Annotated in this window: 5 protein-coding genes; 2 read left to right on the top strand and 3 right to left on the bottom strand. The window is 40.8% G+C overall.

Annotated elements, in window-relative coordinates; genetic code table 11:
• Positions 1–1,128, top strand: a 1,128-nt coding sequence (locus AC37HE_RS06670) for a tetratricopeptide repeat protein (RefSeq protein ID WP_500782022.1), incomplete at its 5' end; no start/stop codon positions are given.
• A 3-nt stretch (positions 1,129–1,131) separates the two neighbouring features.
• On the opposite strand, the gene AC37HE_RS06665 is transcribed toward AC37HE_RS06670, so the two are convergent.
• Positions 1,132–1,530 (bottom strand): hypothetical protein, encoded by a 399-nt coding sequence (locus AC37HE_RS06665; RefSeq protein WP_500782021.1) that lies wholly within the window; start codon positions 1,528–1,530, stop codon positions 1,132–1,134.
• A 302-nt stretch (positions 1,531–1,832) separates the two neighbouring features.
• Between AC37HE_RS06665 and folE the strand changes: the two genes are divergently transcribed.
• A complete protein-coding gene (folE, locus tag AC37HE_RS06660; RefSeq protein ID WP_500782020.1) occupies positions 1,833–2,561 on the top strand; it encodes a GTP cyclohydrolase I FolE in 729 nt (242 codons plus the stop codon).
• Positions 2,562–2,760: 199 nt separating this feature from the next.
• On the opposite strand, the gene AC37HE_RS06655 is transcribed toward folE, so the two are convergent.
• A complete protein-coding gene (locus AC37HE_RS06655; RefSeq protein ID WP_500782019.1) occupies positions 2,761–4,254 on the bottom strand; it encodes an IMP dehydrogenase in 1,494 nt (497 codons plus the stop codon).
• A 226-nt stretch (positions 4,255–4,480) separates the two neighbouring features.
• The coding region (gnd, locus tag AC37HE_RS06650) for a decarboxylating NADP(+)-dependent phosphogluconate dehydrogenase (RefSeq protein WP_500782018.1) at positions 4,481–5,735 on the bottom strand (1,255 nt) is incomplete at its 5' end.

The following is a 5,735-nucleotide window of genomic DNA, read 5'->3' as shown; positions in this document are numbered from 1 at the left end:
ATCAACAAGCAGCTGGATCGTAATCCGAATGCGGCCTTGTATTTTAAAAAGGGACTCGTTGCTGAAAAGCTAATGAATTACGATTTAGCTATTGAGACCTTGGGGAAAGCTTGTACTCTGGAGCCGGAAAATGTCAGCTATTGGGAAGAATTAGCTGATGCTCATTCCGCTCTGGGAAATTATTTGAACTCAGTTACTTATTTGAAAAAAGCACTCAGTGTTGACTCCGACAATGTTCAACTTAAAGGAAAGCTTGCGCAAAGCTATATTAATTTGAAAGCATATCCGGAGGCCTTTCACTGTTATGAGGAAATTTGGAGTGTAGATTCGACCAATACGTTTTATAACCGCTATTACGCTTACGCTGCCTATCGGACAGGGAAAAGTGATTTGGCGATCAAACTGTATGAACAATTGGCTGCTTCAGGCTCTCGGGATTTGAATACCTGGCTGAATTTGTCGACGATTTACGCGCAGAAGAAACGAATGGAGGCGGCAGTGGCAACTTGCGATCGGGGACTTAATCTATTCCCCCAGAATCCAACCTTGTTGCTTAAAAAAGCCGATAATTATTTTCTTTTCAGAGAATACAGCAAAGCTCGTTTGTCCTACGAAAATTACTTGGCTACAGGTGACTCGACGCTCGAAGTATTGAAGAATTATGGTATTAGCTTGTATTTTGATAAAGAAGAAGAGAAATCTATTTCAATGCTCGAACCTTGTTATGAAGCTAATGTAAACGACCCGATCGTGAATTTTTACCTGGGAGCATGTTATAAGAAATTAAAACAGTTTGATGAAAGTGCCGGATTTCTGGAATTGGCTATTGAAACAGCAACTCCATCTTATTTGGCAGATATTTATCAGCATTTGGGACAGGTTTATGGTCTGTTGCGAAAATTTGAAGAAGCAATTGGAGCTTACCAAAAGGCCTTGGAGATCGATCCAACAAAAGGAGAGCTTTATTTCGATATTGCTTCAACTTACGAGGAATTCAATGCGAACAAAGTTGTTGCCCTTCAATATTACCGCGAATATATTAAGACGGTAGGTGAAGAAGGTACCAATATCGATTATGCGCTCTCAAGGATTGATAAAATTAAAGAAGAATTGTTTTTCGAAGAGTAAACATCAGGCATCGGCAATTAGCATAAATGCTTCCTGACGAAGGATGTTGGGAAGTTGAAGTTTACGTCGTTCAATGCTGAGGAGCCACATGCGAATTTCGTCACCTTTTAGGGTGTAGAGTACATCCCGAAATTCTTCAATCTGTTCATCATCATATTGCTCCGACGTGATTCCCTGAAAACGATCCAGTTCTTCATCTTCGAAGTAGATAATTTCTTCCGGATTTTGCAGCATTTCTTCGAACTCACAAACTTCGTGGGCTCCGCAACAATCCATCGGTATTTCTACTTGTTGTTCTTCTTCCTTCGAATCCGGCTTTTGCTTTTTAAATTTGTTTGATACCCAGGTTGCCAACGCAACAACAGCAACAACAGCAATAAAAATTCCAATTAAAATATCCATTACAATAAAAACTTTTCCCTGATGACAACAAACTGAATGAAGAATTGATTAATCAATCATCATTTTTTTCGGCTTCAAATTTAGTTGTAAAAAATAGAAATTATCTGGTTTTGGGTCATTTGTTAATTAATAGCAAAGTTCGATTTTCCTTGCTTCCTTTCGCATTCCCTTTTTTTGATTAAGCTGAGCCCCAATGTGAGGAGTGAATTCGGTGTTCATTGTTTAAAGCTTAATTGAAGGATTTAAACAAACAACCTATTTGTCTGTTTTAGAAACATTGAAAACAAGAAAGGGAACAGATTATGAAAGTAAATGGATTTGTAAAATCAAGCTCTGTTTCAAAAAACGGGCGTAATCATATACCTCAGGTCAATAACAGTGCGACTGTTGATCTAATTGGTGATAATCATATTGGTACCTCGATAGATACTCCTTTGCGTGCTGATGCTTTTGAGAAAAGCGATGATGAGAAAATGGCGATTATTGAAGATCGCTTTCGTGATATTATGGAAACGCTTGGATTGGATCTTACGGATGATAGTTTGAGCGGAACCCCTCATCGGGTTGCAAAAATGTACGTTCAGGAAATATTCAACGGGCTTAATCCGGAGAATAAACCTAAAATCTCGGTTTTCGAAAATAAATTTAATTACGGCGAGATGTTGGTTGAACGAAATATAAACCTGAATTCAACTTGTGAGCATCATTTCTTACCCATTGTTGGTAAAGCTCATGTTGCTTATGTTGCCAGTGGGCAGGTAATCGGATTATCGAAAATTAATCGGATTGTTGATTATTATGCTCGTCGGCCACAGGTTCAGGAACGTTTGACGGTGCAGATAGCCAATGAGCTAAAAAGGATTTTAAATACCGAAGATGTGGCTGTTGTAATTGATGCGAAACATATGTGTGTGTCTTCTCGCGGTATTGAAGATGAAAGCAGTTCGACGGTTACGGCTGAATATAGCGGTGTATTTAAAGATAAAGAACGAAAAGATGAGTTTTTACGATATGTATCAATAGGAAAGTAGAAGATTGCAATTTATGGGAAAACAAGGCTGTCTGATCGTATTTGATCCGGGCAGCCTTTTTTAATATTCAGCTTTTTCATAATTTCTATGGAGTGGGGAATGCAGCATTAGGTACTAACCGGGATCCCTCTAAAAACAGCAAGAGCTGCCTAAAATGAAGACAGCTCTTGACCGAATTTATTTATTCAAAAAATGAACTTTACATGTTCGTATCTTTCAAAATCACATCGTGCGCACCACCTTCCACGATACTGGTCGCTGATACCAACGTGATTTTAGCCGTATCTTTCAATTGAGGAATGGCGATAGAACCACAGCTACACATGGTTGATTTAATTTTCCCCAAAGTAATGTCGAGGTTATCTTTCAACTTACCAGCATAAGGAACATAGCTGTCCACACCTTCTTCGAATTTCAGATTTTCGGAACCACCCATATCGTAACGTTGCCAGTTACGGGCACGGTTCGAACCTTCGCCCCAGTATTCTTTTACGTAACGGTTGTTCACCATCAGTTTACGAGTCGGGCTTTCGTCGAAACGGGCAAAGTAGCGTCCCATCATCAGGAAGTCGGCTCCCATAGCCAAGGCCAGCACCATATGGTAATCCTGAACGATACCGCCATCAGAGCAAATCGGGATATAACGACCGTTCTTCTCGAAATATTCATCGCGGGCCGAAGCAACTTCAATAACCGATGTTGCCTGTCCACGGCCAATACCTTTTTGTTCGCGGGTAATACAAATTGATCCACCACCGATACCAACTTTAATGAAATCAGCTCCGGCTTCGGCCAGGTACAGGAAGCCTTCGGTGTCAACAACATTACCGGCACCAATATAAACGTTGCTATATTCTTTTTTGACCCACTCAACAGCTTCTTTCTGCCATTCGGAGAATCCGTCAGACGAGTCAACACAAAGTACATCAACACCTGCTTCAACAAGGGCCGGAACACGTTCTTTGTAATCACGGCTGTTAATACCTGCGCCTACCAGCAGCTTTTTGCTGTCGTCGTGTAATTCTTGCGGGTGTTCTTTGTGACTTTCGTAGTCTTTACGGAATACGAAAAAGTGGAAGTTTTGATCTTCATCAACAATGGGTAAGCTGTTCAGCTTATTATCCCAGATAATATTGTTTGCTTCGTTCAAACTAATTCCCAGTTTCCCGGTAATTAACTTATCAAACGGAGTCATGAAATCTTTAATTTTTTTATCCAGCGAGTCGCGGCTGGGACGATAATCACGGCTGGTAACAATTCCCATTAATTTACCATGTTCGCTACCATCTTCTGTAATGGCAATATTCCCGTGGCCTGTTTTTGCTTTTAAGTCCAGCACATCTTTCAGTGTGTGCTCAGGGGTCAGGTTTGAATCACTTTCAACAAAACCAGCTTTGAATTTCTTGACTTTACGAACCATTTCGGCTTGTGTCTCAATAGACTGAGAACCGAAGATGAAAGAAAGTCCGCCATTACGAGCCAATGAAATTGCCATGTTATGGTCGGAAACCGACTGCATAATTGCAGAAACAAACGGAATATTCAACTCCAATGCAGGTTTTTCGCCTTTGTTATAGGCTACCAAGGGAGTTTTTAACGTTACATTTGCAGGATTACAGCTTTTGTCGGTCAGACCAGGGATAAGCAGGTATTCACTAAAGGTTCTTGAAACTTCATTCGAATATTTTGCCATTTTATGCCAGCTTTTTGAGTTAAAAAATTGCGCAAAACTACAATTAATTTTTGGAATTCTGGGCAATGTACGACCAAAGATAAAATTTTTATTTAAGATGCTTAATTGCCAGGGGCTATTCAAATTTTGTAAGTCGTATTTTAATAGTTTTTTTTCGCAGAAAAAAGACCACCTCTCCAAAGAGAAGCGGTCTTTAAATTATGTCTGTTAATGAGAAACGTTGTTCTTACACATCGTAAGTTGTTGAGGCAGTATCGCCACCACGGCCGGTCCAGTTGGTATGGAAGAACTGACCACGTGGTTTGTCAATACGCTCGTAAGTGTGTGCTCCAAAGTAGTCGCGTTGTGCTTGCAACAAGTTTGCAGGAAGACGTTCGCTACGGAAGCCATCAAAATAACACAATGCTGAAGTTAATGCAGGTACAGGTATACCGTTACTCAGTGCCGTAGCACATACACGACGCCATCCGGCTTGAGCTGCTTCAACTTTCTCTTTGAAGTAAGGAGCAAGCAGTAAGTTTGGTAATTCCGGATTTACATCGAAAGCTTTTTTGATATCAGCTAAGAAGGCAGAACGAATAATACATCCACCACGCCACATGAGTGCAATACCACCGTAGTTCAGGTTCCATTTGTATTCGTTAGCTGCTTCCATCATTAGGTTATAACCTTGGGCATACGAAATGATTTTGGCTCCAAATAAAGCCATTTTCAGGTCTTCAATCATTTGAGCTTTATCTCCGGTAAATTCTGGTTTTGGTCCGTTGATTACTTTCGATGCTTCTACACGCAGGTCTTTTTGTGCTGACAAACAACGAGAGAATACTGACTCGCCGATCAGAGTTAAAGGAATACCTAAATCCAATGCGGTTACACCAGTCCATTTCCCTGTACCTTTTTGACCGGCAGTATCCAGAATTTTTTCAACCAAAGGCTCACCGTCTTCATCTTTAAAGGCCAGGATGTCGCGGGTGATCTCAGTCAGGTAAGAATCCAGCTCTTCAGTATTCCATTTTTTGAATACTTCGTGCATCTCATCGGCGCTCATACCCATCAAATCTTTCATGACCTGGTAAGCTTCGTTGATGATTTGCATATCGCCGTATTCAATACCATTGTGTACCATTTTTACGAAGTGGCCGGCACCATCTTCACCAACCCAGTCACAACAAGGAGAACCATCTTCAACTTTTGCAGCTACTGATTGGAAAATATCTTTTACAGCAGTCCATGCTGCCGGACTACCACCAGGCATCATTGACGGGCCTTTCAGTGCACCTTCTTCACCACCCGAAACGCCGGTTCCGATGAATAATAAACCTTTGCTTTCAACATATTTCGTGCGACGAATTGAATCAGGGAAGTGTGAGTTACCACCATCGATGATGATGTCACCCGGTTCTAAATGAGGAATTAATAATTCGATGAAATCGTCAACCGGTTGACCGGCTTTTACCAGCATCATTACTTTGCGTGGTTTT

It is taken from the genome of Mangrovibacterium sp. (assembly GCF_059905295.1).
This window is presented reverse-complemented; position numbering and strand designations above follow the sequence as displayed.

Excerpts from the sequence above, each read along its gene's own strand:
- AC37HE_RS06665 (WP_500782021.1), bottom strand. The coding sequence starts at position 1,530 with ATGGATATTTTAATTGGAATTTTTATTGCTGTTGTTGCTGTTGTTGCG.
- folE (WP_500782020.1), top strand. The coding sequence starts at position 1,833 with ATGAAAGTAAATGGATTTGTAAAATCAAGCTCTGTTTCAAAAAACGGG.
- AC37HE_RS06655 (WP_500782019.1), bottom strand. The coding sequence starts at position 4,254 with ATGGCAAAATATTCGAATGAAGTTTCAAGAACCTTTAGTGAATACCTG.